Source organism: Duganella sp. Root336D2, from assembly GCF_001425005.1.
Classification (GTDB): domain Bacteria; phylum Pseudomonadota; class Gammaproteobacteria; order Burkholderiales; family Burkholderiaceae_D; genus Rugamonas.
Window position 1 is genome coordinate 81,305 of record NZ_LMDB01000003.1, and the last position, 25,379, is coordinate 106,683.

Genomic DNA, 25,379 nt, shown 5'->3' on the forward strand with positions numbered 1-25,379 from the left:
TCGGCTGGCCGGTCAGGCGGCCATCAAGGCCCGCAAGCGCGGCATCACATCCAAAGCATTCCGGGTTGTCACCGTCGCGACTTCACCGGCCTCTTCGCCGCGCAGCCCGGCCAGCGCCTCGCCGATCCCCGCCACCTCGGCCGGCGTATTCACGCCCGGATGCACCCAGGCAGGCGCAATATCCGGCGCATCCGTCTCAACGACGATCGACGACAGCGGCAATTCGGCCGCGAGGCGGCGGATCTGCAGCGCCCGGGTAAACGTCAGGTTGCCGCCGAAGCCAAGCTTGAAACCGGCGTCGATATAGGCCTGCGCCTGCTGGAAACTGCCATTGAACGCATGTGCGATGCCGCCTGCCGGCCCAACCTGGCGCACGTGCTTCAGCACCTGGTCTTGCGACTTGCGCACATGGCACAGGACCGGCAAGTCGAAATCCCGCGCGATCTTGAGCTGCTCGCGCAGGAAGTACACCTGCTTCTCGCGCATATCCGGTTCGCACAGCATCGGAACGAAGAAATCCAGCCCGATCTCGCCGATAGCCACGAAGCGCGGATCGTCCATCGCCTGCGCCACCGCTTCGCGCATGAAGGCCAGGTCATCCTCCACCGCGTGCGGCACGTAGATCGGATGGATGCCCAGCCCGTAACTGCCATTGGGAGCCCGGTGCGCCAGCTCGCGCACCACGGAGAAGTTGGCGCGGTCGACCGCCGGAATCACCACCATCCCCACGCCGCGCTCCTGCGCCTGCGCAGCCAGCGCCAGCGATCGGTCGCCGAATTCATGGGCATCAAGGTGGCAATGGGTATCGATCCACATGGTGCGGGCCTCAGGCAGGATGCAAACCTTCGTCGGTCAGGCGCAGCATGCGGTCGCAGCGCTCTGCCAGCCCGGCGTCGTGGGTCACGATGATGAAGGCCGTCCCCAGGGTGCGCGACAGCTCGAGCATCAGGTCGAACACCTTTTCGGCAGTCGAATGATCCAGGTTGCCGGTCGGCTCATCGGCCAGCACGCAGGCCGGCTGCGTTACCAGCGCGCGGGCCAGCGCCACGCGCTGCCGTTCGCCGCCGGACAATTCGCCCGGCACGTGGGTAACGCGCTTTTCCAGGCCCACGCGCGCCAGCATTTCGCGCGCCTGCTGCTCCGCCTGCGCACGCTTGACGCGGCGGATCAGCAGCGGCATTGCCACATTGTCCAGCGCCGAAAATTCCGGCAGCAGGTGGTGGAACTGGTAGACGAAGCCCAATTCGCGATTGCGCAGGTCGCCGCGCGCCGCCTCGTTCATCGCGGCGAAGTCGCTCCCTTTCAGGACCACGTTGCCGGTGCTGGGCGTATCCAGGCCGCCAAGCAGGTGCAGCAGGGTCGACTTGCCGGAACCGGAAGCCCCGACAATCGCCACGCGCTCGCCGCGCGCCACGGACAGGTCGATCTTTTCCAGTACCTTGACCTTGTAGCTGCCCTGGGTGAAGGTTTTGCCGAGGTCGCGGCAGCTCAATACATTACTCATAGCGCAGTGCCTCCGCAGGTTTGACGTTGGCCGCCCAGCGGCTCGGGTACAAGGTTGCCACGAACGCCAGCACCACGGCCACCACGCCGATCACGCCGACATCGGACCAATGCATGTCCGATGGCACGGAGCTGATTGTGTAAATATCTTTAGGCAAGAACTGCACTCCCAGGAGGTTTTCAATAAATGGAACGATGACGTCGATGTTCAGCGACACCAGCACGCCGCCGGCCACGCCAAGCACCGCGCCGAGCAGGCCGACCAGCGCGCCCTGGATCACGAAGATCTTCTGGATCGAACGCGGCGAGGCGCCGATCGTGCGCAGGATGGCGATATCGGCCTGCTTGTCCGTCACGGTCATGACCAGGGTCGACACCAGGTTGAAAGCCGCTACCGCGACAATCAGCGCCAACACTACGAACATCATGCGTTTTTCAGTTTGCACCGCTGCGAACCAGGTCGCATTGAGTTTTGACCAATCCCGTACAGTCATTTCCTTCGGAACCAGTTTTTGCAGCTCGCCGGCCACTTCCGGCGCGCGGTGCATGTCTTCCAGGCGCAGGCGCAGGCCGGCCGGTCCGTCCAGCCTCAGTAACCTCTGCGCGTCCTCGATATGGATGAAGGCCATGCTCTCGTCGAACTTCTGGTGGCCTGCCACGAACACGCCGGCCACGGTAAAGGTACGCATGCGCGGCACGATGCCGGCCGGGGTTACTGTCCCCTGCGGCAGCACCATGGTGACCTTGTCGCCGAGGCTGACCTGCAGGGCGCGCGCCATGTCGACTCCCAGCACGATGCGGAACTCGCCCGGCCGCAGGTCGTTGAAGCTGCCGTAGCGCGTAGTCTTCGCCAGGTCGGACACGTTCGGCTCCGCCTCGGGCAAAACGCCGCGCACCACGGCCGGGCGCAGCGCCTCGCCACCGTGCGACAGCATGGCTTCGGCCTGGACAAACGGCGCGGCGCCCTTCACTTCAGGATTGCTTTGCAGCTTTTGGGCCAACTCTTGCCAGTTCGGCAAGCTGGTGCCGCGCTCGAATACTTCGACGTGGGCCAGCACCGACAGCATGCGGCCGGTAACGTCCTTGCGGAAGCCGTTCATCACCGACAGGATGATGATCATGGCGCCCACGCCCAGTGCGATGCCGCCGACCGAAATCAGCGAGATGAAGGAAATGAAGCTGTTGCGGCTATTGCGCTTGCCCGCACGGGTATAGCGCAAGCCGACGATCCATTCGAATGGCAGGTTTTTACTCATAACGCAGGGCCTCCGCAGGTTTGACGCGGGCGGCCCACCAGCTTGGATAAAGGGTCGATACAAGGGATAGCAGCAAGGACGTCACGCCAATCGAGGCGACATCGGCCCAGCGCAGGTCGGAAGGCACGGCACTGATGAAATAGATTTCCTTGGACAGGAAGTGCATGCCGAACAGGCTTTCAAACATGCCCACGATCACGCCGACGTTGAGTGCCAGCAGCACGCCGCAGATAACGCCGATGGCCGTGCCGAATACCCCGACCAGCGCCCCCTGCACCACGAAAATCTTCATAATGGAGAATGGCGACGCGCCCAGCGTGCGCAGGATCGCGATATCGGCCTGCTTGTCCGTCACCGTCATCACCAGCGTGGCCACCAGGTTGAAGGCCGCCACTGCAATAATCAGGGTCAGGATAATGAACATCATGTTCTTTTGCGACTTCACCGCGGCGAACCAGCCCGAATTCAGCTTGGTCCAGTCGCGGATCACCAAGTGGCCCGGCAGGACGGTGCGCAGTTCATTTGCCACGGCCGGGGCCTTCTGCATGTCCTGCAGGCGCAGGCGCATGCCGAAAGGGCCGCTGACGTTGATCAGTTCCTGCGCATCGCCCAGGTGGATCAGCGCCAGCCCGGAATCGAATTCGTTATGTCCGGACTCGAAAGTTCCGGCCACGATGAACGAGTGCATGGTGGGCGCCATGTTCGAAGTGGAATTCCCCTGCGCCATTGCCAGCGCCACCTTGTCGCCCGGCTTCACTTCCAGCTCGCGCGCCAGTTCCTCGCCCAGGATGATGGTGGAAGTTCCGGCTTGCAGTGCCTCCAGGGCGCCCTGTTTCATCTGCTTGCCGATGTCGGACACCTTTGGCTCCTCGCCCGGCAGCACGCCGCGCACAATGGCAGGACGCATCAAGTCACCGCCATGCACCAGCATTCCCTGCAATTCGATGAACGGCGCTGCGCCCTTCACCTGCGGGTTGCGCGCCGCAGAAGCGGCGGCGGTACGCCAGTCGCCCAGGCCGGCTCCGCTCACCTCATAGACTTCCACATGGCCCAGCACGGACACCATGCGTTCGGTCACCACCGTCTGGAAGCCGTTATAGACGGACAGCACCACAATCAGGGCGGTGACGCCAAGAGCGATGCCTGCCATCGAAATCGCGGAGATGAAGGAGATGAAACTATTGCGCCCATTGCGCCTGCCAGCGCGTGTGTAGCGCAGGCCAACCAGCCATTCAAACGGCATTTTTATTTAAATTGATACAGTAAAGCCCGCAGTTTGCCATATAAAGAGATTCCACTACAATGCCGCATGGCTTCCACGACCGTCGTACTCCCTTTCGCATTACCGCCCGCCGAACTGGCCCCGGAACTTTCCCGCAACCTGCAGGCCCCGGCTCTCGCGACATTACTTTCGCGCAACAGTTTGCTAAAAAAGCATGTTGCCGGCGACGAAAGCCGCGTTCTGCCGCACGAAGCGTGGCTGGCCCGTGAGCGCGGCGCGCTGGCCGCGGCCGTCATGCAGGGCTTTGGACTGGCGCCGCAAGAAGGCTATTGGTTCATCGTCCACCCGGTGCACATCCAGCTCGCCCGCAACCACCTGGTGCTGGCGGATGCGCGCCGCCTGCGCCTGGACGAGGCGGACTCGCGGGTGCTGTTCGAACTGGCCAAGCCCTATTTCGACGAATTGGTGTGGGGCGATGCCGAGACCTGGTTCATGCGCGCTGATGGCTGGCAAGGCCTCGATGCCGCTTCGCCGGATGCGGCCTTGGGCAGCAACCTGGCCGACTGGATGCCGGTCGGCCCCACCGCGCTGGCCTTCAAGAAGCTGCAGAACGAGATCCAGATGCTGTGGCACGAGCATCCGGTCAACGAGGCCCGCCAGCAGCGCGGCCTGGCGCCGGTCAATTCGTTCTGGATGTGGGGCGGCGCCGGCGCCGGCTCGGCCGCCGCTGCCGGCGCCCCGCCGCGTGCACTCGCAGTCGCCGCGGGCGCAGCGCCTTCGTGGCTGGCAGCCTTAGCGACGCCCGCTGCGAAGGTGGCGCCGGGAGAAAACGGCGCCGTTGTACTGCCCCAGTTAATCCCCGCCGCAGCCGGCAACGACTGGGGCGCCTGGCTGGGCGCCATGCAGCAACTGGAACACGAATGGTTCGCCCCGCTGTTGGCCGCCTTGCGCGGCGGCAGCACCAATGAACTGACAATGATCCTGACCAGCCGCGAAGGCTGGACCGAAATCCGCACCAGCAAAGCTGCCCTGCGCAAATTCTGGCGCGCACAGAACCTGAAGAATCTCACGCAATGACCCGTATCGCCATCCGTCCCTGCCCATCGCAGGAAACCGAACTGCTGCGCCAGGGCGGCGTCCACCCGGTGCTGGCCCGCCTGTTTGCCGCGCGCGGCCTGAACAACCCGGCAGACCTTTCCAGCGAACTGGCGGCCCTGATCCAGCCTTCCGGCCTGCTGCACATCGACCACGCCGCCGAATTCCTTGCCGACTCCATCGCAGCCGGCAAACGCATGGTCATTGTGGCCGACTATGACTGCGACGGCGCCACCGCCTGCGCCACAGCCATTCGCGGCCTGCGCGCCATGGGCGCCAAGGTGGACTTCATCGTCCCCAACCGCTTTGAATACGGCTACGGCCTGACGCCGGAAATCGTCGAGCTGACCGCGCGCGAGAAGTCGCCCGACATCATCATCACGGTCGACAATGGCATTGCCAGCATCGAAGGCGTGGCGGAAGCCAAGCGCCGCGGCATCGACGTTGTGGTCACCGACCACCACCTGCCAGGCGACAGCCTGCCCGATGCCCGCGTCATCGTGAATCCCAACCAGCCCGCTTGCGGCTTCCCGTCCAAGCACCTGGCCGGCGTGGGCGTGGTGTTCTACGTGCTGCTGGCACTGCGCGCGGAACTGCGCCGCCGCGGCGTGTTCGACGCCCAGACCCAGCCCAAGCTGGATGCCCTGCTGGACCTGGTTGCGCTGGGCACCGTCGCCGACGTGGTACGCCTGGACACCAATAACCGCATCCTCGTCGCGCAGGGCCTGAAGCGCATGCGCGCGGGCCGCATGCACCCCGGCGTGGCGGCGCTGTTCCGCGTTTCCGGCCGCGCCGCGCACACCGCCTCTCCATTCGACCTCGGCTTCGCCCTCGGCCCGCGCCTGAACGCGGCTGGCCGGCTGGAGGACATGTCGCTCGGCATCGAATGCCTGCTGACGGACGATGAAACCCGCGCTTGGGAGCTGGCGCAGCAGCTTAACGACATCAACCTGAAACGCCGCGAGATCGAGGCGGAGATGCAAGACGCCGCCCTGCTGCACCTGGATGATTTCCAGCCAGCCGACAGCACCACCATCTGCGTCTACGACGACAGCTGGCACCAGGGCGTGATCGGCATTGTCGCCTCGCGCCTGAAAGAACGCTTCTACCGCCCGACGATTACCTTCGCTCCTGCCGGCGACGGCATGATCAAAGGTTCCGGGCGCTCGATCCCCGGCTTCCACCTGCGCGACGCACTGGACCTGGTCTCCAAGCGTGCGCCGGGCGTGATCGACAAATTCGGCGGCCACGCCATGGCGGCGGGCCTCAGCTTGCGCGCCGAAGCCTTCGAGCATTTCTGCGCCGCCTTCGAGGCGGTTGGCCAGGCCTGGCTCACCGAGCCGCAGCTGGAACGCGTGGTGGAGACTGACGGCCCGCTGGAAGAAAACTGCTACACGACCCAGTTCATCGAACTGCTCGACGGCCAGGTCTGGGGCCAGGGCTTTGCGCCGCCGGTGTTCTGCGATGAATTCCGCGTGCTAAGCCAGCGCATCCTGAAAGACCGCCACCTCAAGCTGATGCTGGAAAAGAAAGGCGTGCGCTACGACGCGATCTGGTTCGGCCATACCGATGCGCTGGGCGAGCGGGCCCGCGTTGCTTTCCGCCTGGACGCCAACGAATACAACGGCGTGACCCGCGTCCAATTGCTGGTGGAGCACGCCGAATCGGCCTGATCACGGCTTTTTGCAGTCGCAAATGCGTTCGCCCTTGTCGAACACGATGCGCCACTTGCCCGGCGCTTCCAGTCGCCAGACGGAATTGAAACGCGAGGTGACCTTGCCTTGCGGGTCGCGCACCGGGCCCGAGGAATGCGCCAGGGTGCCGGAATCAAGGACCTCGACCTGGTCGGGTTCCCAACTGAACGGCGCTTCCGGCTTTTCGTAGAGGGGCTTCCATTCCGCTGCGACGGTATCCTTGCCGCGCAGGACCTTGGGACCGTTGTAGAAGATCGCTTCGTCCGCGAGGAAGGCCGCAAAAGCCTGGTGGTCACGCTTCGCCATCGTAGCCGCGAAGGCGCGCTCGGTGTCGGCCACCTGCTGCTTCAACTGCGCATTGTTGGGTGGTGCATGCATGCTGGTGCAGGCCGTCGTCGCTGCGAAAGCCGCCAGCAGGATCATCTTCTTCATATCGTCCCCTCGCTTTAGAGTGTCGCCAAATACTAGCAAAGCTGATAACGCAAGTCATCCCTTTCGCCAGTCGGCTGCGTTGCCAGCAGCGCGTCGTACCCAAGGCGCGAGCCAGCACCCAGCTGCGCCGCCGCACTCGCGCCGGGGCTGATGTGCACGCGAGCCTCGGCCTCAAAGCCGCCATCGCCCGCCAACGATTGCCATAACTGCGCCAGCGCCAGCGCATCGCGCCCGCCAGGCAGGAAGGCCTGGGCCGCCTGCCGGCCGAGCGGACCGGCATGGACGCGCACGGCGCGATCGATGCGCCACAATCGTTCACCGAGCAGCGCCCCGTCGCCACAGCATGAGCTGCCGCTACCAAGCGCAGTTGCCTGCGCGGGCGGCAGCCTCTCCCAACGGCCGGCAAATTGTTCGATCCGCACCGGCACGCCCAAGGCATGCGAAAGCTGTTCGCCGAGCGCCCTTGCCCTCAGCGGTCCGCGTTGCAGCGGCGCCGCAGGCAACGGCGTATATTCGGGCCGGCTTTCGCGCCACGCCGCGCAAAATGCATCGATTGCCGGCGCCGACAGCAGGTCGATGAAGGCGCGCGCCGCAAGGCCTCCGGCCCGAGCCACGGCCTCGGTGTAGTAGTACGGCAGCGCCCCGGCCATGCCGAGCAAGCCTATGCAAGCGGGGGTAACGGCGCTGCCATCCAGCTGCGCGACATCGCTGGCGGGGAAAGCCAGCGACAGGCTGTTGCGCCACGCCGGCGCATCAAGCAAAGCTGCCAACTGGTAGACGGCATAGCCATGCGCCCCTGCCTCGCTCACTCCAGCAATGTGCCGGCATTCCTCGCTTTGCATCGCATCAGCTCCTCGCCAGTATCGGCCGAAGCCAGCACCAGCCGGGTAAAGGTATTCATGTGCGCGCATTCACCGAAAAAGCGGTCCATGACTTGTCCAAACAGCAGCAGGCCGCATCCTGCGAATGCCGCTGCATCCACTTGCAGCCGGATTTCGGTTCCCGCCAGCGCCGTGGCCCGGCCCGGGCGCAGCAGTACGGTCCGGGCGTGCAGCTTGCGCACTGCATTGATGATTGTGCGGCTCGCCGGGGAATTGTCGATGGCCTGGGTTGCCATCAACTCGCGCAGCGCGACTGCATCAAGCGGCAAGTGGTCCAGCGCCAGCAACGAGTTGAGCTGCCAGCGGCAGCCCGCCCCCCGGGCCGGTCGCGCCAGTACCTTGCCGCGCTCGCAGCAGGTCACATCGATGGAAGCGACCGTGCCCGCCGGCCAGGCATGGGCGCCATGGAAGGCGATGCGCCATTCATGGCCGGCCGGCGCACCTTCGACCCGGCGCGCACTCCACCCCAAGTCCTCCGCTCCGCCAACGTGAACCCGGTCGATGCTGAAGATTTCCACTTCGGGCGAAATTGAAACCACGTATTCGCTTTGGCGACCGTCAATCCTCACTGGCGCGGCAGCTATCCGCTGCAGGCATGGGCGTGCCGCCCACCCAGCGCGCAGATGGCTGGCTTGAAGGGTCTGCAGAAGGCTCGCAGCGCGAACTGGCAGCTTTAACTGTCCGCGCCGGGCTCCAGCAAACGGGGAAAGGTCCAGTCGCAGGACATTGAAGCGTGAAGGAAAATTGAAATACTCGCGCAGCAACGCCAGCCCGGCATGCGCACCCGGCGCACGCGGGAGCAGCGCTTGCGCCGGGTCGAGGCCAGTTGGCGCCAGCGGCCAGCGCCCGAGCGAGCGCCACTCGCCCTCCCCATCGGCGCAGAAGGCCGCGGCGCGGGTTCCGCCCGCCTCGTCCAGCATGGCGCTGCGCAACGCCGCGCTGAAGGCGGCGTCACCGTCGATGAAGATATCGACGGTGTTGGCGCGGCGCGCGCCGGTATCGACCGCGAACTCGATCGAGGCCGGCGTGCCGGGACAATATTGGGCGGTCAGGATCGCGGCATGTGCCTCAGGGCCGACACGGCACTCCGGAAAGGGGCGCAACTGCTCCGCGAAATGCAGTTCAAGCAAGTGCTCATCCTGCTGGCAGCGCGCCCTCTGCAAAGCTAGTGCCGTACGCGCGTGGAGGGTGGCGACGCCCTGCACCAGGCGGTCGACATGTGCGTCCGGCGGCCAGTCCCCTGCGCCAAGTTGCCGCGCCAGGCCGGGATGCCGCTCAGCCATACCGGCGGCATTGGCCCGGAAGCGCCGCAATTGCTGCTCCAGCGCCGGAAGGATTTTCTCCATCGCGCGTCCCTGTTCGATGATTTTGTGCAATATTGACAGCAGGCGGCAAGCCCCGTTTTGACTCCGCACAAAGACATTCAACTTGAAATAGATGCGAAAATGGAGTATAAATAATCCATAAACGGAGGAAATATGAATCCCGCCTTTGCCTACCCCAACAGCGAATACGCCATCCCCCAACCGGTCGACCTGAGCCGCAAAGAGGAACGTGAACGCCTGTCGCACGCCGCCCTCAAAGGCTTCTTCAAACTGGCCGCCGCCTGGAAACTGCGCGACGACGACGCCCGTGAATTACTGGGCGGACTGTCCAGCAGCGCCTTCTACGAGTGGAAAAAACATCCCGACCGCGTGCTTGAAGTCGACCGCATCACACGCATTTCCTACCTGCTGGGCATCTACAAGTCCCTGCACATCATTTACGGCGACAAGCTGGCCGACGAATGGGTCAGCCTGGCCAACCGCAACAGTATTTTCGGCGGCCGAACCCCGCTCGACTACATGGAAGCCGGCGGCCTGCTCGCCATGCAAACCGTGCGCCAATTGCTCGACGCTCGTCGCGGAGGCCTGTAATTGCCGCCATTCCGCCTGCTGCGCCAATTCGACACCGTGCGCCTGATTCCCTCGCGCTTCGTCTACAAAGAAGATTCCGTGCTGGCCGCCCTCGCCGATAACGACGCCGAGCTGCAGCAGCTATTTGAACTTGACAACGCCACCAATGCCCGCCTGCGCGCGGAACACGGCGGCGCCCTCGGCATTGGTATCGAAGAACTGGTCTACTACGTACCCAACTACCGCAGCATCAATGCCGCCTTCACCTATGCCCGCCCGCAAGGCAGCCGTTTCAACGACGGCCAGCGCGGCGCCTGGTATTGCGCCTTCGAGCACGAAACGGCACTGGCGGAAGTGATCTTCCACAAGACGGTGGAATACGCCGAGATCGACCGCTTCGACGACAGCGTCAGCTACCAGGCCCTGCTCTCGGACTTCAGTGCCCAGTTCCACGACATTTGCGGCCAGCCTGAATATGCCGACTGCCTGGACCCGGACAGCTACGTCGCCTCGCAACGCCTGGCCCGCAGCCTGCTGGCCGAAGGTTCGACCGGCGTCATCTACCCGAGCGTACGGCGCGAAGGCGGCACCAACCTGGCCTGCTTCCGCCCGGCGCTGGTAGGCAATGTTCGCAAAGGCCCGGCGTATCGGTTAACATGGCGGGGTTCGCCGGCGGCCATCGTCGAGCAGATTCCCACGATTTAAGAGTTGAACATGCAGCTGAAACCAGAAAAAGACGCGGAGCTCCGCGCCAAAGTGAACCGCGAAACCGCACGCATCCCGTGGAGCGAACTGCTCAAGCACTTCGCCCAGGGCAATGTGGTGTGGGTGGCCGATGAACTGGACCTGGTGGACGTCGCCGTGCGCATCGCCCACGACGACAAGACCAGCATTTCGGCCTGGATGCAGGCCGGCCAGGTCGCCAAAGTCTCCGACCAGCAGTGCCAGGAATGGATCGCCAGCGACGCCCACCTGTGGGCCAGCGTCGTCAGCCCGTTTATTCTCGTCCAGCAGGAGAAGCGGAAGCCTCACTGAAGCCAGGCAGGGGGGTCCTTACCGTCCAGGTTTCGGCGAACGCCTCCGCCTCTTTCCTGACGGCGGCAGGCAACTGCGCTGCCAACTCTTTATGTTCCTTGCGGCGCTCCCACAGACCGTATTTTTCGGCCAGCGCAAGGTACGTATAAGCGATGCGCAAATCCTTTTTGACGCCGAGTCCGTTGGCGAATAAGGAAGAGAAGCTGAGGAACGCCGTCCGGTTCTCAGCCAGGGCTGCACGTTTGTACAACTCGATCGCCTTGGGATAGCTTTGCTGCACACCTTGCCCTAGTTCGTACATATCGCCCAAGTTATTGATGGCAGCGCCATATTCCTGCCTGGCGCCGATCGCATAAAACTTCAAGGCCAGCGCGCGATCGATGGCGACTTTGCCGTCAGTATTGTATGCCTGGCCCAAGGCAAAGGCCGACCGCGCCGACAGCTCCGCGTTACCGGCCCATAGTTCGATGGCTGCTGGCACATCGGCACTGCCGCCCAAACCGTAGTACAACATCTCCGCCAAGAAGTACGTAGCGTCCGGATCATGCTTCGCGTGCGCCTTCTTCATCCAGTCCCTCGCCATCACGAGATCTTGCTTTACAGCGAACCCGTACCGATACATGCGCCCGAGGTTCATCATCGCAGCGGCATCTCCGTGTTCAGCCGCAGCTCGCAAGTATTCAAGGGCGAGCGCCTTGTCAGGCAAGCTCATCACTCCGCTCTCAAAATAGAAGCCGGGCAATGATTGCTCTTTATTGGAAAGGCTCAACAAGTGGAGCAGCTCAGCGACGATGCTCGCGCCATCATTTTCCTGGCTCGCAAACAATTCCCAGAGCTTGGTCTGCTGAACATCCGCTTTGACGCCAATACCCTGCCGATAATAGGACACAAGTTCTTCCTGCGCAGCGGTAAGTCCCAGTCCCGCGGACGCACGCATCAGCGCGAACGCTGTTGCATGGTCTTCTTCGACACCCTTGCCATGCCTGTATAGACTTGCCAGGTTATACAAGGCAATTTCATCCCCGTACTCGGCGGCCTTGCGGAACCATTCCGCAGCCAACTGTGCATTCGCAGGCAGTCCCAGGCCAAGCAAATAACAATTCCCCGCCTCATTCTGGGCGCCCGCATGGCCTTGACTGGCTGCGGCCAGGAACAATTGCGCCGCCCTGGCAGGGTCTTTCGGAACAGATTGCCCTTCCCGATACATCATCCCCAATTTGTACTGCGCCGGCGCCGACCCGCGTTTTGCAGCGTTTCGCAAGGCATATAGGCCTTCGTCGCGTTCATCGATAAGCAGTAAATTCATTGCAATGACGGCCTCGGGCTCTGGCCTGTCAAGGCGGGCCAGTTCGGCTTGCGCCAGAATGTAGGGAATGCTGGCCCGAATGCCATTGGCATTAAGCCAGCCAAAAGCCTTCCGTGCTGCCGTCGTATCCTTCCTGGTCAAGGCAAGCTCGCCCACCTGGAACCAATAATCGTTCAATGCCATCACCGCCGCATCCGCTGGCATTGCCCTGGCAATCGCCTCTACTTCGGCCGCATCCAGCGTGCCAGCCTGCAAGGCGAGTAATGGCAGGGGCCAGGGGCCCCGTGGATGACGCTTTGCCTTGGCCATCAACTCTTCCGGCACATGCCTTCCCGCACGCTGCAATAAAGTCAGGAGGCGCAATGTATCGAAACCATTCACCTGCGCCACCACTGACTTGGCCTTGTAGGAGCGCTCCATGTCGGAGGCGGCACCAGCCAGATCGCCGGTCACCCAGCGTGCGGTCACCTGCGCTGCAAGCTGAGGCGAATTGTCCGCAAGTTTGCCGGCTGCCAGTACGGACAGTGCACCGGCACCATCACCCGCAACCAACAGACTGTAGGGAGTGCACTCAATCGCCTTCGGATCTTTTTGCTCGCTTAGCAAGCGCTTATGCAGGGCCTCTCCCTCGAAGACGCTATTAGTCCTCAGTGTGGGCCTGATTGCAAAAAACATCGTCGCGTATGCGCATGTATCCTGCAGCGAAACTTCCGCTGGTTTCTTCCCTTGGGATCTGCTCCTATATGCGACCATGCCGTCCCACATTAATGCAAGCTGGAAGTCGCGATACGGGAATCCGGCCACGCTTGGAGGCGACAGCTGATCGTCCGTCACCTTGAAAGTGCCGGACAGGAACTCCTGCAGTTTCTTCGATGTTTCGTGCAGGGCCGGCATATCCGAGGCCGGGACCCGGCTTTCCTTGATGCGGTAATCGAGCTGGTAATCGATCAGATTGCCGCGCAAGATATAGTCATCATGCGCTGCCAGGTACGGACTATCGAGCTGGCGGCCAGCAGGCGGAACGTTGAGGCGCAGCGCTTTCGGCAACTCCATGGTGAGCCGGTAGCGGCTACGGTATTTCCCTGAAGCCGGCACGAAGGGATAATTCCTCGCAATTTTGGCCGGTATGTCAAGGCTCCCCTCGAGTATCCGGGTGTCGTACGAAATTTTGTAAACCTGATCTTTATGCTCAACCGGCTTGGGCACGGAATAGCGCGCCGTCATTACGAAGCGGCCGTTTTCTTCCGCCACAGTCGGCGCTTCCAGCAGTGTCACCCCTGGGTACTGCTTTTCATACAGCTCCAGCGCCCACTTGCGCTGCAATGGCTGCGACAGGCTGCTGAAATGGCGGCGCGCCCACGCTGCGTAATCGCCCCAATAATAACGCTTCGCCAGCAGCGTGCCAGCGCCGTCGAACTGCGGCACAGCAAGGTTCTCGCTCAGCTCGAAATGCGGCACTTCGCTGCTATCGACTGGAATCGCCAGCAAGGCCGATGTCGCGGGATCCACCACCAGGCCCGAGCCGCCGGCGAGGGCAGGCCGAAGGTCAGCCAGTGCCTCGGTTTGCCCGGTCTGTGTCGGGTCGACAAAATAGTCGCGGCCATCGATAGTGACGCGCACGATCACATGGTCAAACCAGGATGGCGATGGCTTGACCCGCGCAGGAAGCCGCGGCGCGGATGCGGAAACCAGAACTGGCTTGGCCTCGATCCCCATCTGGCGCAGCAAAGCCACAAGTAGCCGACTCTTGTCCTTGCAATCGCCATAGCGGTTGCGCAGCACCACTTCCGGCAACTGCGGACGATGCGAATTTTCGCCGATGGACACGCTGAAGTAGCGCACTTCATCCTGCACCCAGCGCAAGGCTGCAGTTGCGCGGGCCGTTTGAGTACCGCCTTTTGCCAGGCTATCAGCCAGTGCGGCCAGCTGCGGGGTCGATTTCGCAGGTTCAAACAAGGCTGACGCCCACTGCGCCACGGCTTTCCAGTCGGCGAACTCGCTGAACTGCAAAATGCGCCCAGGCATGTATTCAGCCGGCGTGGACGGCTCTCCTTCCAACGCAGCCAGCTCGCGCCCATCGAACGTAAGCCGGGTATTTTCGCCGACTTCCTCTACGCGAGGCTCGAGCTTGCCGGTGACGAAATCCCCCAATTGCGTCCACCCGATCGAACGTTTGCGCGGATACGTGACGACCAGGCGGCGCTGCTCGGCCGGGAATTCGCTGTCCCACGCCTCGACGCGATGCATTTTCCCCCCGAATACGGGGTTCGCACCTTCAATGGTGTAGGTTACCCACAACGTGTCGCCGATGCGCACGTCGCGCAACAGCATCTGCATGGTCTTGGCCCCGCCATATACGCCCTTTTCCAGGCCTTCTTCACGTTCGAGCGCTCGGATGCTGACGGTCGCGGTATGGTCGATCAACTGGCCCTTGCGAATGATCGCCACACGATGGATCAACAGGTGCTGGTAAGCCGGGACGTAGGTCAATGCATACTGACCAATGCCGGCCAACGCACTCTGGTCATTGACCAACACTGCTCGGTTATACAGGGTTGCGGTCGTTGCACCCGCCCAGACCTGCGTTTCAGACACCAGGTCGACGACGGGATCTGTCTTCTCGCTTGCAGACGCGCGCAGCGGCGCCACTACCCAGGCAGGCAAGGCTGCCTGCCGGACGAAATCTTGCCCCTTGATGGCGACAGGCGCCGCGTATAAAGGAGCCGCCGCAAGCGCCACAACAGAAGTGGCTGCAAGGTATCTAAAAGATTGCATCAAAGTTCCCGAAGTTAACCTTGGGAAAATTATAAACTATGCAATCAGTTTATTGGCAAATCAAACAATATTTCATACGCACCATCGCCGCGCTCCTGGACGAAGTCGAGCCCGGCTTCACGCGCAAGTGCCAGCTTGCCTGGCGCCGACCGGAAAATCACCGGTCCCTTGGTACGCGCCGGGGCAAACCGCCAGCTATGCGCGGCGCCATTGGCGGCGCGGGACAGGTGCTGCACCGATTTGATGTAAGCAATCAGCACCGCACGGTTATTGTCCGGCGAAGCGAAGATCGTCTTGCTGCCATCCAGCCCCGGGAACCCGCCACCGCCGCTGGCGCGGAAGTTATTGGTCGCGACGATGAACTCCTGCCCAGGCTGCACCGGCCTTCCGCGCCAAGTCAATTCCTTAATGCGCTGGCCCGGCGGCTGCGTCACATCGATCTGGTAGCGCACGTCCGGGTCGGTCAGCATGTCGAAATTGAAGCCAGCGAAGGCGGCGTTGACCAGCTCCTGCGGTTCGCTGCGGGCTGGATCGATGATATTGAAGCGGCCGGCAGACTTTTCCAGCCAGGCCTTCAGCGTTGCGCCATCGACTTTCACGGCGTGCAAGTCGTTCGGGTACAGGTAAAGGTCAGCGGCATTGTTCAGGGCCATCTGGCCGGGAGCGACGTCTGTGTAATCGGCCGCGCCCGCCGCGCCGGTCTTGAATGGCGCCGACATGGACAACACAGGCAACTGCGCATATTGCGGCAGGTTCGCCTGCACATGCCGCCGCACATAGTCGGCCTGCGCCTGGTTCACAATCTGGATCGCCGATACGTCGCCCACGTCGGCAAAATAGGCCGACATGCGGAAGTCCGTATCGCCAATCGGCGTTTTGACGTAGGCGATAGTCGCCTCGTGTTCGGCCTTTACCAGCGCGGCGATTTCCGGGTCAGGGTCAACGAAGCTGCGGTCAGGACGCTGGATGCTGCGCGTTTCAACCTTCGCTGAGCCGGCATCGGACACCCAGCGCTCGCCGTCGTGACGCAGCGCAAGCTGGACCACACCCAGGTGCTTGCCCCAAAGTCCAGGCATCACTGTCGGCACCCCATGCACCCGCCCCTGGACCTTGTCGACGCCAGGCAGGTTGAACCCAGCAGCCTTGCCGGCCGCATTCGGGAATACGTCGTGCGAATGCCCCAGCAACAGCGCATCGATGCCGGGCACCTGCGCCAGGTACAAGCTGCCATTCTCCATTGCAGGCGCGTAGGCCGCGCCATCCAGGCCAGCGTGCGAAATGGCCACGATCACGTCCGCGCCCTTGGCGCGCATCTCGGGGATGTAGCGTTGCGCAGTTTCACGCCAGCCTTCGGTGCGCACACGCCCCTCAAGCCAGCGCTTGTCCCAGCCCATGATCGCCGGGGTCGTGAAGCCGATGATGCCCACCTTGAGCGTCGCCTCAACGGGTCTGCCATCCGGTCCGGTCGCGCTCACACGCTTGTCGAGAATGCGATAAGGCTCGAACAGCGGCACGCCGCTGCGGGCATCAACCACATTCGCCAGCACCACCGGGAACGCCGGGCCGGCGCAAGGCTGGGCGCGGGCCGAAGCTCCTTCCGCGCCAAAGCGGCTAGCCGTGACCTGGCCCAGGAAATCCAGTCCCCAATTGAATTCATGGTTGCCGACCGAGCCACCTTCGAATCCGAGTACGTTCATGGCCTTGTAAATGGCCAGCGCTTGGCCGCAACCAACTGGCGCTACCAGCGCCTGGTAGTCGCCCAGCGCGGTGCCCTGGATCGTGTCGCCGTTGTCGAGTAGCAGCGAATTCGGGAATTCCTTGCGCGCCTGGCGGATCAGGGTCGCCGTGCGCTCCAGCCCCAGCGAGGCGTCCGGCGCCAGTTTGTAGTAGTCATAGCTGCGGACATTGGCATGCAGGTCCGTCGTTTCAAGAATGACGAACGCGGCTTGCGAGCCTTGCGGCGGCTTGGCTGGAATGCTGCTGCAGCCGGCCAGGAAGGCGGCGGCTGGAACGAGAAAAAGGAGGCGCATTGACTGTCTTTTGAATTGAAATTTACCGATGAATATTTGCCTTGCGCCACTGACGTAGCCCTTGCAATCCAAAGAATTGCACATTGCACTCTGGGGCGCAGCGCACCGGCTTGCAAAATTATATGGAATCTTTGCAAATGCGCCACGTTGACGCAAATAAATGTTCGATTGTCAATACTCGGTCGTATGATCCATCTCAACTTTCAGCCATCCGCCAAAAGGAAAAGATCATGAAACTCCGCACCGCGCTTACCTCGATCCTGCTCCTCACAGCATCACTTGCGCAAGCGGGCCCCAACCTGGTCTTGAATGGAAATTTCGAGAATCTTGACGTCAGCATGTGGACCATTGCCAGCCCGGGCGGCGGCGGCCAGGCCTTCGACCGGGACGTAACAGGCTCCCCGCTGGCGGACGGCAGCAACCGCGTCTTCGGCGACTTGAATACTACCGAGCTTGGCTTCTTGCGCCAAACGATTACCACGATTGCCGGCGCCACCTACCAGCTCAAGTTCGACCTGCAGCGCTGGACCACCGATCCGCAATTCCCGCCGGATAACCAGGCCCAGGTCAAATTCGGCGCCGCCACGGTCTTCAACGAAGCGGATATTGCCGGCGACTGGGGCACGCATACCCTGATCGTGACCGCCCTTTCGGCAAGCACCCTTCTTGAATTCGGCAACTTCAACAACGACCCGATCTACTGGAACCAGCTCGACAACATCAGCCTTGAATTCCTGCGCGGACCGAACGACCCGGGTGACCCGGATTTGCCCGAACCAGCCTCCCTGGCGCTGCTGGCCGGTGGCCTCGCGGCCCTGGGCTACAACCGCCGCCGCGCCGCCCGTTCCTGAACCATTCCATCCACTGAAACGGTTGCAGCGCCCCAGCCGGGGCGCCTGCACCTGCAAGGAGGCTGCATGTCCGAACCGTATCTCGCAGAAATCCGGATGACGGGATTTCAATTTGCCCCCAAGGGCTGGGCCCTGTGCAATGGCCAGATCCTGCCAATCAACCAGAACCAGGCGCTGTTCTCCATATTGGGCACCACCTACGGCGGCAACGGCCAGACCACATTTGCCCTGCCCGACCTGCGTGGCCGCGTACCGGTCCATATGGATGCCGGCTTCGGCCTGGGCCAGCAGGGGGGCGCAGCCAGCCACACCCTGAGCGCCAGCGAGATGCCGGCACACACTCATAGCCTTGGCATTTCGACGGCAGTCAGCCACCAGGCCGACCCGAGCGGGCGCGTGCTGGGCAATGTCGAAGCCGGTGCGCTCAACTACTACGCGCCGCAAGACAGTACCGCCACCCTGGCGCCCAGTACGGTCGGCAATTCCGGCGGCAGCCAGCCGCACGAGAATATGCAGCCCTACCTGGCCATCAATTTCATCATCGCGCTGCAGGGCAGCTTCCCCTCGCAGTCCTAGACCAGACCGGAGCCGGCGCATGGATAACTTCATCGGCGAGATTCGCCTGTTCGCGGGTAACTTCCCGCCCCTCGGCTGGGCATTTTGCGACGGCAGCCTGCTGTCGATAGCGCAGAATACCGCCCTGTTTGCCCTGATCGGCACCACCTACGGCGGCAACGGGCAAACCACCTTTGCCTTGCCCGACCTGCGCGGGCGCGTGCCGCTGCACCAGGGCACGCAGCCCGGCACCGGCAACAGCTATGTCATCGGCCAGCAAGCGGGCGTCGAAACGGTGACCCTGAACAGCAACCAGATCCCGGTCCATAGCCACAGCGCGAGCGCCAGCACGGCGGTGCCGCCAGCCACCGGCACCGGCATCAACCTGGCCGGACCGACGACTTACGTACCGGCCGCGCCGGCAAAGCCCAGGTTTTACGCGCCTGCCGCTTCCAGCGCTGTGGCCATGTCGCCCCAGGCGATCCAGCCGGCCGGAGGCAACCAGCCGCATAACAATATGGCGCCCTTCCTGGCGGTCAGCTTCATCATCGCCATTGAAGGCATCTTCCCATCGCAGAACTAGCCGAGGAGTCCAGCATGGCAGAGCGTTATATCGGCGAAATCCGCATGTTCAGCGGTAATTTCGCACCCGTCGGTTGGGCTATGTGCAATGGCCAGCTACTCCCCATTGCGCAGAACACCGCGCTGTTTTCCATTCTCGGCACCACCTACGGCGGAAATGGCAAAACCAACTTCGCGCTACCGGACCTGCGCCAGCGCATTCCAATGCATGCCGGCAGCGGGCCTGGGCTCAGTCCGCGCGACCTGGGTGAGCAAGGCGGCGCGGCCACAGCGACGCTGACCGCACTCGAAATGCCTTCACACAGCCATGGCATGACCGCCTCCAGCGCCACCGCCTCGGTGCAATCACCGGCCAACGCCATGCTCGCCAAACCGGTCACGATCAGCGCGCCTTACCACGATGCGACAGCAATAGCGCCATCCGCGGCGGGTCCGCTAGGCACGGCCGGCGGCGGCGGCGCGCATAACAATCTCCAGCCCTACCTGGTGGTCAACTTCATCATTGCCTTGAGCGGCATCTTCCCGCCGCGCAGCTGAGTAGCGATGAGCAGCCATCTCGCCTTGCGGCCGGTCGAAGCCGGCGACCAGACCTTCCTGCTGGCGCTGGTGGAAAGCACGCGCGAGGATCTCGCAATCCTGGACCACACTGTCAAATCCATGCTGGTTCGCATGCAATATGAAGCCCAGCTCACCGATTACCGCCGCCGCTTCCCCGGCATGGAGGAAAGCATCGTCCTGGCCGACGGCCTTGCTGCCGGCCGCCTGTACGTGGCGCGCGGCCAGGACGAGATCCGCCTGGCCGACATCAGCCTGCTTCCCGGCTTCCGGGGCCAAGGCATCGGCTACCGCCTGCTGGCCCGGCTGCAGGACGCGAGCCAGCGCGCGGGCCTGCCCTTGCGCTTGCACGTTTTACAAGACAACCCGGCCGGCGCCCTGTATCGCCGCCTCGGCTTCCAGCCGGCGGCAACGGACGGCCTGTACATCGCCATGGAATGGCATCCCATCTTGTTAAAGGAATAAGTCATGGAACGTCGCAATTTCATCCTCGCCGCAGGCACCCTGGTTGGCGCCCCGGCCGTAGCCCGCGCCGCATCGCTGGCTGCCCTGCCGCCAAGCGCATCCACATTGCGCATGGCCGGTTTCCGCGACCTGGTGGGCCAGCAATTCATCGCATTCCAGGGCAAGCGCGGCACCTCGCTCGACCTGCTGGCTGTGCGCGGCGGCAAGGAAGCGCCACACCAGGAGCAGTTCACCCTGCTTTTCACCGGCGCGCCAGGGCTGGATGCGGGAATTTATGAAATAGACAACCCTCTTTCAGGTCGCATGTCCATCTTCATGGAGCCGGCCGGCCGTGGCCCGGCAGCCGGCCTGGGCGCCCTGTACCGCGCCGAATTCAGCCTGCTTGTGTGAGCTGCCCGATGCGCCAGCCTCTGAGGTATAATTTCAGGTTCGATTTCACAACTATCAGACCTGAAAAACCATGGAAGCTGAACGCATCAATTCCCTCGCCAACCTGCTCGCGGACCTGACCAACCGCGAAGCCGAACTTCGGAGGTATCTTTGACTTCGATAAGAAGTCGGAGAAACTGGAACAACTGAACGCCGAACTTGAAGATCCGGCCGTTTGGAACGACCCGAAAAAAGCCCAGGACATGGGCCGCGAGAAAAAAGCCCTTGAAGGCGTGGTCCTGACCTTGCAGAAGGCAGAAAGCGACCTGCGCGACATGAACGAACTGTTCGCAATGGGCAAGGAAGAAGGCGACGACGACACGCTCGAAGCCGTGATTGCGGATACCGCCGACATCCAGCAGATCATCGAACAGATGGAATTCCGCCGGATGTTCAGCAATCCGATGGACCCGAACAACTGCTTCATCGACATCCAGGCCGGCGCCGGCGGTACCGAAGCCCAGGACTGGGCGTCCATGCTGCTGCGCCAGTACCTGCGCTATTGCGACCGCAAAGGCTTCAAAGCCGAGGTGCTGGAAGAGTCCGAAGGCGAAGTTGCCGGCATCAAGACCGCCACCCTGAAAGTCGAAGGCGAATACGCTTACGGCCACCTGCGCACCGAAACCGGCGTGCACCGCCTGGTGCGCAAGTCGCCGTTCGACTCCTCGGGCGGCCGCCACACATCCTTCGTGTCGCTGTTCGTATACCCGGAAGTCGATGATTCGATCGAGATCGAGATCAACCCGGCCGACCTGCGTATCGACACCTACCGCGCATCCGGCGCCGGCGGCCAGCACATTAACAAGACCGACTCCGCAGTGCGTATTACCCACGGCCCGTCCGGTATTGTGGTGCAGTGCCAGAACGACCGCTCGCAGCACCGCAACAAGGCCGAAGCGATGGACATGCTGAAGGCCAAGCTGTACGAACTGGAACTGCGCAAGCGCATGAGCGAGCAGCAGTCGCTGGAAGACTCCAAGACCGACGTCGGCTGGGGCCACCAGATCCGTTCCTACGTGCTGGACCAATCCCGCATCAAGGACTTGCGCACCGGCTTCGAGACCGGCAACACCGGCAAGGTGCTGGACGGCGACCTGGACGACTTCATCTCCGCGTCCCTGAAGCAAGGCATCTAAAGCATGATTCAGCAGCGCGCCTTCATCTTCGACATGGACGGCACCATCGTCGACAACATGGGTTTCCACACCCGCTCGTGGCTGGAGTTCTTCAGCCGCCGCGGCCATGCTGTCGACGAGGCGGCCTTCTTTGCCGCCACCGCCGGCCGCACCGGCCACGAAATCATGCGCCAATACCTCGGCGAGGGCCTGGCGCATGACGACGTGACCGCCCTGATCGGCGAGAAGGAAGTGCTGTACCGCGAAATCTATGCTCCCCACCTGCGCGCCGTGGAAGGCTTTGGCGCACTGGTGAATGCAGCCCAAGCCGCCGGCATTCGCCTGGCGGTGGGTACCGCCGCCCCGCCCTGCAACGTGGACTTCACGCTGGATGGCCTGGGTGTGCGCGAACTGTTCGACACCGTCGTCGGCGCCGCCGACGTCAAACGCGGCAAGCCGGAACCAGACGTGTTCCTGCTGGCCGCCAAACGCTGCGGCGCCGATCCGGCGCACTGCATCGTGTTCGAGGACGCGCCTTTGGGCGTGGAAGCAGCGCGCCGAGCCGGCATGCGCTGCGTCGTCCTGACAACCACTTTGCCTGCTGAAGCGTTTAAGGCGTTCGACAATGTGATCTGCATTGCACGCGACTTCAGCGAAATCGATATCAATACACTGACAAACCATTAAAACCATGACTACGGAAAACCAAGTGCAAGACCAGGCACCAGGCCAGGACGACAACAAGATCATCGCCGAGCGCCGCGCCAAGCTGGCTGCCATCCGCGAAAAACAGAGCGTCGCCTTCCCTAACGATTTCCGTCCTCAGCACAAGGCTGCCGACCTGCACCTGCAGTACGGCGAGAAGACCCGCGAAGAACTGGAAGCCGAGCCTGTACCCGTCGTCATCGCCGGCCGCATGATGCTGCGCCGCGAAGCCGGCAAGAAAGCCGCCTTCGCGACCCTGCAGGATTCCTCCGGCCAGAAAGCCGACGGCCGCATCCAGATCTACGTCAACATGGATACCACCGGCGAAGAGGCAATGGAAGCCTTTGGCAGCTGGGACCTGGGCGATATCCTGGGCGTGACCGGCACCCTGTTCAAGACCAAGACCGATGAACTGACCGTCAAGGTCAGCGAGATCAAGCTGATCACCAAGGCCCTGCGCCCGCTGCCGGACAAGTTCCACGGCCTGGCCGACCAGGAAACCAAGTACCGCCAGCGCTACGTCGACCTGATCACCAGCGAAGAAACCCGCCGTACCTTCAAGGCGCGTACCGCTGCGATTTCGTCGATCCGCCGCTTCATGGAAGCCAACGAATTCATGGAAGTCGAGACCCCGATGCTGCACCCGATCCCGGGCGGCGCGTCGGCCAAGCCTTTCATCACCCACCACAACGCACTGGACATGCAGATGTTCATGCGTATCGCTCCCGAGCTGTACCTTAAGCGCCTGGTGGTGGGCGGCTTCGACCGCGTGTTCGAGATCAACCGCAACTTCCGTAACGAAGGCGTGTCGGTCCGTCACAACCCTGAATTCACCATGATGGAGTTCTACGCGGCCTACACCGACTACGAATGGATCATGGACTTCACCGAGAAAGTGATCCGCCAGGCCGCGGTCGACGCCAAGGGCAGCGCCGTGCTGACCTACGGCGGCCGTGAACTGGACCTGTCCAAGCCGTTCCAGCGCCTGACCATCTGCGGCGCCATCAACAAGTACGCGCCAGGCTACACCGAAGCGCAGCTGAACGACATGGACTTCCTGAAGGCCGAGCTGCTGAAATTCGGCGTCAAGCCATTCGCTACCTCCGGCCTGGGCGCGCTGCAGCTGGCGCTGTTCGAAGAAACCGCCGAAGCGCAACTGTGGGAACCGACCTTCATCATCGACTACCCGATCGAAGTGTCGCCACTGGCCCGTGCTTCCGATACCCGCGAAGGCATCACCGAGCGCTTCGAGCTGTTCATGGTTGGCCGCGAGATCGCCAACGGCTTCTCCGAGCTGAACGACGCCGAAGACCAGTCGGCACGTTTCCTGGCCCAGATGAAGGCCAAGGAAGCCGGCGACGACGAAGCGATGTACTACGACGCCGACTTCATCCGCGCACTGGAATACGGCATGCCGCCGGCCGGCGGCTGCGGCATCGGCATCGACCGCCTGATGATGCTGCTGACCGACTCGCCGAACATCCGCGACGTACTGCTCTTCCCGCACCTGCGCAAGGAAGACTGATAAAAAAGGGCCGCTCGATTGCGGCCCTTTTACTTACTGGATCACCCTGTAGCAAGGCGTGTAAGCCTTGCCCGCCAGCTTCATCCGGCTTTGCGCCACGAAAGACGCCAGCAGCGCATCCATCGGCCCCATGATTTCCTTGTCGCCGTGGATCTCGAAGTGGCCATACTTCTCGATGGTGCGAATGCCCTCTTCCTTCACGTTGCCCGCTACCACGCCTGAAAACGCCCGGCGCAGGTTGGCCGCCAGCACGTGCACCGGCTGGTTCTTGTGCAGGCTCAGGTTGCGCATGTTTTCGTGCGTCGGTGCGAACGGACGCTGGAACTCATCGTCAATCTTCAAAGCCCAGTTGAAGTAGTAGGCGTCCGAACGCGATTTGCGGTACTCGCGCACCTGCTTCATCCCCTCCTGCATCTCCTGCGCCACCAGCTCCGGATCATCGACGATGATCTTGTAGCGCTTCTGCGCCTCCGGGCCCAGCGTCAGGCCGATGAACTCATTGATCTGCACGAAGTATTCGCGCGCTGTTTCCGGACCAGTGAAGATCAGCGGGAACGGAATGTCCGCATTATCCGGATGCAGCAGGATGCCAAGGATATACAGGATCTCCTCCGCCGTACCCGCGCCGCCCGGGAACACGCAGATGCCATGGCCTACGCGCACGAATGCCTCCAGGCGCTTTTCGATATCCGGCATGATTACCAGGTCGTTCACGATCGGGTTCGGCGATTCGGCGGCGATAATGCCCGGCTCCGTGATACCCAGGTAGCGCCCACCGGTAAAACGCTGCTTGGCGTGACCAATGGTGGCGCCTTTCATCGGCCCCTTCATCGCGCCCGGGCCGCAGCCGGTGCAGATATCCAGCCCGCGCAGGCCAAGCTGGTAGCCCACTTCCTTCGAATAGTTGTATTCAGCGCGGTTGATCGAATGGCCGCCCCAGCACACCACCAGGTTCGGATTGAGCTGCGGCTTCAGTACATTCGCATTGCGCAGGATATGGAATACGGCGTCGGTGATACCCTCACTGCGGGCCAGGTCGAACTTCGGATTCCCCGTGACTTCGTTGCTGACAAAGACAATATCGCGCAGCACCGCAAACAGGTGCTCGTGGATACCCTTGATCATCTTGCCATCGACGAAAGCGATGGCCGGCGCACCTTTGATTTCCAGCTTGATCCCGCGCTCGCGCTGCAGGATGTTGATGTCAAACGACTTGAAGCGATCCAGCAATTCCTTTCCATCGTCGATCGTGCTGCCGCAATTCAGCACCGCCAGGGCGCAGTTGCGGAAGATGTTATAGAGGCCGCCTTTACCCGAGTCGAGCAGTTGGACCACCTCCGCCTTGGACAGGACTTCAAGCCTGCCCTCCGGAGCGATGAGAGTATCGACAACGTTGCTGTCCATGATACATAAATCCTTTTATTTAACTTTTGGGGGACTGCACCTTCAATATACGCTCTTGGTATGCCGATT

At 62.5% G+C, this 25,379-nt stretch carries 24 protein-coding genes; 14 read left to right on the forward strand and 10 right to left on the reverse strand.

Annotation, left to right across the window (positions count from 1 at the left end):
- Positions 1-12 precede the first annotated feature (12 nt).
- From ASD07_RS05390 to ASD07_RS05405, 4 genes are read right to left on the reverse strand one after another with little or no spacing between them, the layout of a single operon-like run.
- On the reverse strand, positions 13-816 hold the full coding sequence (locus tag ASD07_RS05390; RefSeq protein WP_055926465.1) for a TatD family hydrolase: 804 nt from the start codon (positions 814-816) through the stop codon (positions 13-15).
- 10 nt (positions 817-826) lie between these two features.
- A complete protein-coding gene (lolD, locus tag ASD07_RS05395) occupies positions 827-1,504 on the reverse strand; it encodes a lipoprotein-releasing ABC transporter ATP-binding protein LolD (RefSeq protein WP_055926468.1) in 678 nt (225 codons plus the stop codon).
- Positions 1,497-2,759 carry a lipoprotein-releasing ABC transporter permease subunit gene (locus ASD07_RS05400; RefSeq protein ID WP_055926471.1) on the reverse strand — a complete coding sequence of 421 codons (1,263 nt, stop codon included), beginning with the start codon at positions 2,757-2,759 and terminating at the stop codon, positions 1,497-1,499. The genes lolD and ASD07_RS05400 overlap by 8 nt, the downstream gene beginning before the upstream one ends.
- Positions 2,752-4,002 (reverse strand): lipoprotein-releasing ABC transporter permease subunit, encoded by a 1,251-nt coding sequence (locus ASD07_RS05405; protein WP_055926474.1) that lies wholly within the window; start codon positions 4,000-4,002, stop codon positions 2,752-2,754. Before ASD07_RS05405 ends, ASD07_RS05400 begins: the two co-directional genes overlap by 8 nt.
- A 66-nt stretch (positions 4,003-4,068) precedes the next feature.
- Here ASD07_RS05405 and ASD07_RS05410 point away from each other — a divergent pair, with 66 nt between their 5' ends.
- Positions 4,069-5,058 carry a hypothetical protein gene (locus tag ASD07_RS05410; protein WP_055926477.1) on the forward strand — a complete coding sequence of 330 codons (990 nt, stop codon included), beginning with the start codon at positions 4,069-4,071 and terminating at the stop codon, positions 5,056-5,058.
- The gene (gene recJ / locus ASD07_RS05415; protein WP_055926480.1) at positions 5,055-6,749 is read left to right on the forward strand and encodes a single-stranded-DNA-specific exonuclease RecJ; all 1,695 of its coding nucleotides are present in this window, start codon (positions 5,055-5,057) and stop codon (positions 6,747-6,749) included. Before ASD07_RS05410 ends, recJ begins: the two co-directional genes overlap by 4 nt.
- Here recJ and ASD07_RS05420 read toward each other — a convergent pair whose 3' ends face one another.
- From ASD07_RS05420 to ASD07_RS05430, 3 genes are read right to left on the reverse strand one after another with little or no spacing between them, the layout of a single operon-like run.
- Positions 6,750-7,202: a DUF4440 domain-containing protein gene (locus ASD07_RS05420; protein ID WP_055926483.1), complete on the reverse strand. Its 453-nt coding sequence runs from the start codon at positions 7,200-7,202 to the stop codon at positions 6,750-6,752.
- 32 nt (positions 7,203-7,234) lie between these two features.
- Positions 7,235-8,044, reverse strand: coding sequence for a type VI secretion system baseplate subunit TssG (locus ASD07_RS05425; RefSeq protein ID WP_162246537.1), 810 nt, complete (start codon positions 8,042-8,044; stop codon positions 7,235-7,237).
- Positions 8,008-9,429, reverse strand: coding sequence for a type VI secretion system baseplate subunit TssF (locus ASD07_RS05430; RefSeq protein WP_156397882.1), 1,422 nt, complete (start codon positions 9,427-9,429; stop codon positions 8,008-8,010). The genes ASD07_RS05425 and ASD07_RS05430 overlap by 37 nt, the downstream gene beginning before the upstream one ends.
- Positions 9,430-9,561: 132 nt before the next feature.
- Between ASD07_RS05430 and ASD07_RS05435 the strand changes: the two genes are divergently transcribed.
- The 3 genes from ASD07_RS05435 to ASD07_RS05445 are packed head-to-tail and all read left to right on the forward strand — an operon-like array spanning position 9,562 to position 11,013.
- Entirely contained in the window at positions 9,562-9,999 is a 438-nt protein-coding gene (locus tag ASD07_RS05435) for an MbcA/ParS/Xre antitoxin family protein (protein WP_055926491.1), read from the forward strand.
- Positions 10,000-10,683 carry an RES family NAD+ phosphorylase gene (locus tag ASD07_RS05440; protein WP_055926494.1) on the forward strand — a complete coding sequence of 228 codons (684 nt, stop codon included), beginning with the start codon at positions 10,000-10,002 and terminating at the stop codon, positions 10,681-10,683.
- Between the two features lie 9 nt (positions 10,684-10,692).
- Positions 10,693-11,013, forward strand: a complete 321-nt coding sequence (locus tag ASD07_RS05445) for a DUF2288 domain-containing protein (RefSeq protein ID WP_055926497.1) — start codon at positions 10,693-10,695, stop codon at positions 11,011-11,013.
- Here the strand turns inward: ASD07_RS05445 and ASD07_RS05450 are convergent.
- Positions 10,976-15,094 (reverse strand): DUF3857 domain-containing protein, encoded by a 4,119-nt coding sequence (locus ASD07_RS05450; protein ID WP_082507143.1) that lies wholly within the window; start codon positions 15,092-15,094, stop codon positions 10,976-10,978. The two genes, ASD07_RS05445 and ASD07_RS05450, sit on opposite strands and share 38 nt — an antisense overlap.
- A 44-nt stretch (positions 15,095-15,138) precedes the next feature.
- Entirely contained in the window at positions 15,139-17,124 is a 1,986-nt protein-coding gene (locus ASD07_RS05455) for a bifunctional 2',3'-cyclic-nucleotide 2'-phosphodiesterase/3'-nucleotidase (RefSeq protein ID WP_055926502.1), read from the reverse strand.
- A 230-nt stretch (positions 17,125-17,354) separates the two neighbouring features.
- On the opposite strand from ASD07_RS05455, the gene ASD07_RS05460 reads away from it, so the two are divergent.
- From ASD07_RS05460 to lysS, 9 genes are all read left to right on the forward strand, one after another.
- Positions 17,355-17,975 (forward strand): PEP-CTERM sorting domain-containing protein, encoded by a 621-nt coding sequence (locus tag ASD07_RS05460; RefSeq protein WP_055926505.1) that lies wholly within the window; start codon positions 17,355-17,357, stop codon positions 17,973-17,975.
- Positions 17,976-18,041: 66 nt separating this feature from the next.
- Complete coding sequence (locus ASD07_RS05465; RefSeq protein ID WP_055926508.1) at positions 18,042-18,551, forward strand: phage tail protein; 510 nt, start codon at positions 18,042-18,044, stop codon at positions 18,549-18,551.
- 19 nt (positions 18,552-18,570) lie between these two features.
- Positions 18,571-19,113, forward strand: coding sequence for a phage tail protein (locus ASD07_RS05470; protein ID WP_055926511.1), 543 nt, complete (start codon positions 18,571-18,573; stop codon positions 19,111-19,113).
- A 14-nt stretch (positions 19,114-19,127) separates the two neighbouring features.
- Positions 19,128-19,649, forward strand: a complete 522-nt coding sequence (locus ASD07_RS05475) for a phage tail protein (RefSeq protein ID WP_055926513.1) — start codon at positions 19,128-19,130, stop codon at positions 19,647-19,649.
- Between the two features lie 6 nt (positions 19,650-19,655).
- Complete coding sequence (locus ASD07_RS05480) at positions 19,656-20,132, forward strand: GNAT family N-acetyltransferase (RefSeq protein WP_055926516.1); 477 nt, start codon at positions 19,656-19,658, stop codon at positions 20,130-20,132.
- A 3-nt stretch (positions 20,133-20,135) separates the two neighbouring features.
- Positions 20,136-20,522: a hypothetical protein gene (locus ASD07_RS05485; protein WP_055926517.1), complete on the forward strand. Its 387-nt coding sequence runs from the start codon at positions 20,136-20,138 to the stop codon at positions 20,520-20,522.
- Positions 20,523-20,592: 70 nt separating this feature from the next.
- Positions 20,593-21,697 (forward strand): peptide chain release factor 2 gene (gene prfB, locus ASD07_RS05495; RefSeq protein ID WP_156397884.1). Its coding sequence is split into 2 segments (ribosomal slippage): positions 20,593-20,673 and positions 20,675-21,697, totalling 1,104 coding nucleotides; the frame shifts between segments, so codons are not numbered across the junction.
- A gap of 3 nt (positions 21,698-21,700) precedes the next feature.
- Positions 21,701-22,363 (forward strand): HAD family phosphatase, encoded by a 663-nt coding sequence (locus ASD07_RS05500; protein ID WP_055926521.1) that lies wholly within the window; start codon positions 21,701-21,703, stop codon positions 22,361-22,363.
- A 4-nt stretch (positions 22,364-22,367) separates the two neighbouring features.
- A complete protein-coding gene (lysS, locus tag ASD07_RS05505) occupies positions 22,368-23,906 on the forward strand; it encodes a lysine--tRNA ligase (protein WP_055926524.1) in 1,539 nt (512 codons plus the stop codon).
- Positions 23,907-23,939: 33 nt separating this feature from the next.
- Here lysS and ppnN read toward each other — a convergent pair whose 3' ends face one another.
- Positions 23,940-25,310: a nucleotide 5'-monophosphate nucleosidase PpnN gene (gene ppnN / locus ASD07_RS05510; RefSeq protein WP_055926526.1), complete on the reverse strand. Its 1,371-nt coding sequence runs from the start codon at positions 25,308-25,310 to the stop codon at positions 23,940-23,942.
- Between the last annotated feature and the right edge of the window lie 69 nt (positions 25,311-25,379).

What these genes read in the sequence shown, in the direction of transcription:
- recJ (WP_055926480.1), top strand. Translation starts at nt 5,055, where the DNA reads ATGACCCGTATCGCCATCCGTCCCTGCCCATCGCAGGAAACCGAACTG.
- ASD07_RS05410 (WP_055926477.1), top strand. Translation starts at nt 4,069, where the DNA reads ATGGCTTCCACGACCGTCGTACTCCCTTTCGCATTACCGCCCGCCGAA.
- ASD07_RS05450 (WP_082507143.1), bottom strand. Translation starts at nt 15,094, where the DNA reads ATGCAATCTTTTAGATACCTTGCAGCCACTTCTGTTGTGGCGCTTGCG.
- ASD07_RS05455 (WP_055926502.1), bottom strand. Translation starts at nt 17,124, where the DNA reads ATGCGCCTCCTTTTTCTCGTTCCAGCCGCCGCCTTCCTGGCCGGCTGC.
- ASD07_RS05500 (WP_055926521.1), top strand. Translation starts at nt 21,701, where the DNA reads ATGATTCAGCAGCGCGCCTTCATCTTCGACATGGACGGCACCATCGTC.
- ASD07_RS05460 (WP_055926505.1), top strand. Translation starts at nt 17,355, where the DNA reads ATGAAACTCCGCACCGCGCTTACCTCGATCCTGCTCCTCACAGCATCA.
- ASD07_RS05485 (WP_055926517.1), top strand. Translation starts at nt 20,136, where the DNA reads ATGGAACGTCGCAATTTCATCCTCGCCGCAGGCACCCTGGTTGGCGCC.
- ASD07_RS05405 (WP_055926474.1), bottom strand. Translation starts at nt 4,002, where the DNA reads ATGCCGTTTGAATGGCTGGTTGGCCTGCGCTACACACGCGCTGGCAGG.
- ASD07_RS05435 (WP_055926491.1), top strand. Translation starts at nt 9,562, where the DNA reads ATGAATCCCGCCTTTGCCTACCCCAACAGCGAATACGCCATCCCCCAA.
- ASD07_RS05390 (WP_055926465.1), bottom strand. Translation starts at nt 816, where the DNA reads ATGTGGATCGATACCCATTGCCACCTTGATGCCCATGAATTCGGCGAC.
- ASD07_RS05480 (WP_055926516.1), top strand. Translation starts at nt 19,656, where the DNA reads ATGAGCAGCCATCTCGCCTTGCGGCCGGTCGAAGCCGGCGACCAGACC.
- lolD (WP_055926468.1), bottom strand. Translation starts at nt 1,504, where the DNA reads ATGAGTAATGTATTGAGCTGCCGCGACCTCGGCAAAACCTTCACCCAG.
- ASD07_RS05465 (WP_055926508.1), top strand. Translation starts at nt 18,042, where the DNA reads ATGTCCGAACCGTATCTCGCAGAAATCCGGATGACGGGATTTCAATTT.
- ASD07_RS05425 (WP_162246537.1), bottom strand. Translation starts at nt 8,044, where the DNA reads ATGCAAAGCGAGGAATGCCGGCACATTGCTGGAGTGAGCGAGGCAGGG.
- ASD07_RS05475 (WP_055926513.1), top strand. Translation starts at nt 19,128, where the DNA reads ATGGCAGAGCGTTATATCGGCGAAATCCGCATGTTCAGCGGTAATTTC.
- ppnN (WP_055926526.1), bottom strand. Translation starts at nt 25,310, where the DNA reads ATGGACAGCAACGTTGTCGATACTCTCATCGCTCCGGAGGGCAGGCTT.
- ASD07_RS05445 (WP_055926497.1), top strand. Translation starts at nt 10,693, where the DNA reads ATGCAGCTGAAACCAGAAAAAGACGCGGAGCTCCGCGCCAAAGTGAAC.
- ASD07_RS05470 (WP_055926511.1), top strand. Translation starts at nt 18,571, where the DNA reads ATGGATAACTTCATCGGCGAGATTCGCCTGTTCGCGGGTAACTTCCCG.
- ASD07_RS05430 (WP_156397882.1), bottom strand. Translation starts at nt 9,429, where the DNA reads ATGGAGAAAATCCTTCCGGCGCTGGAGCAGCAATTGCGGCGCTTCCGG.
- lysS (WP_055926524.1), top strand. Translation starts at nt 22,368, where the DNA reads ATGACTACGGAAAACCAAGTGCAAGACCAGGCACCAGGCCAGGACGAC.
- ASD07_RS05420 (WP_055926483.1), bottom strand. Translation starts at nt 7,202, where the DNA reads ATGAAGAAGATGATCCTGCTGGCGGCTTTCGCAGCGACGACGGCCTGC.
- ASD07_RS05400 (WP_055926471.1), bottom strand. Translation starts at nt 2,759, where the DNA reads ATGAGTAAAAACCTGCCATTCGAATGGATCGTCGGCTTGCGCTATACC.